Annotated in this window: 1 protein-coding gene; it reads right to left on the bottom strand. The window is 42.1% G+C overall.

All coding sequences use genetic code 11. The features are described 5' to 3' along the window. On the bottom strand, nt 1-232 hold a 232-nt coding region (locus tag N7568_RS24255), incomplete at its 3' end, for a hypothetical protein (RefSeq protein ID WP_261612230.1). Nucleotides 233-259: the final 27 nt, after the last annotated feature.

The raw sequence follows: 259 nt of genomic DNA, 5'->3' as shown, positions 1-259 counted from the left end.
GTGGTGCTGGGTCTAGCTTTTCGCCTTGTATATGTAATACGTTCTCTGGTCTGATCCAAGGTCTATTTTGTATAGCACTTGTTTCTTCATGTGTGAGGTATCCTTTATAAGCAGTTAAGCTGCGTCTTAAAAATCCATTTTTGATACAGGCTGATTTCACACCCGAATTTAGGATGGACTGAATATGTGGCAGCACGGACGCTGCATAAGCTACAGAAGTAGAGTTAGCAATCGCTCCAGGGATATTGCTTACACAGTA

The organism is Paenarthrobacter aurescens (assembly GCF_025421775.1).
Classification (GTDB): Bacteria; Actinomycetota; Actinomycetes; order Actinomycetales; family Micrococcaceae; genus Arthrobacter; species Arthrobacter aurescens_B.
The sequence above is the reverse complement of the archived record's forward strand: the minus strand, read 5'-3'. Positions and strand labels throughout refer to the sequence as shown.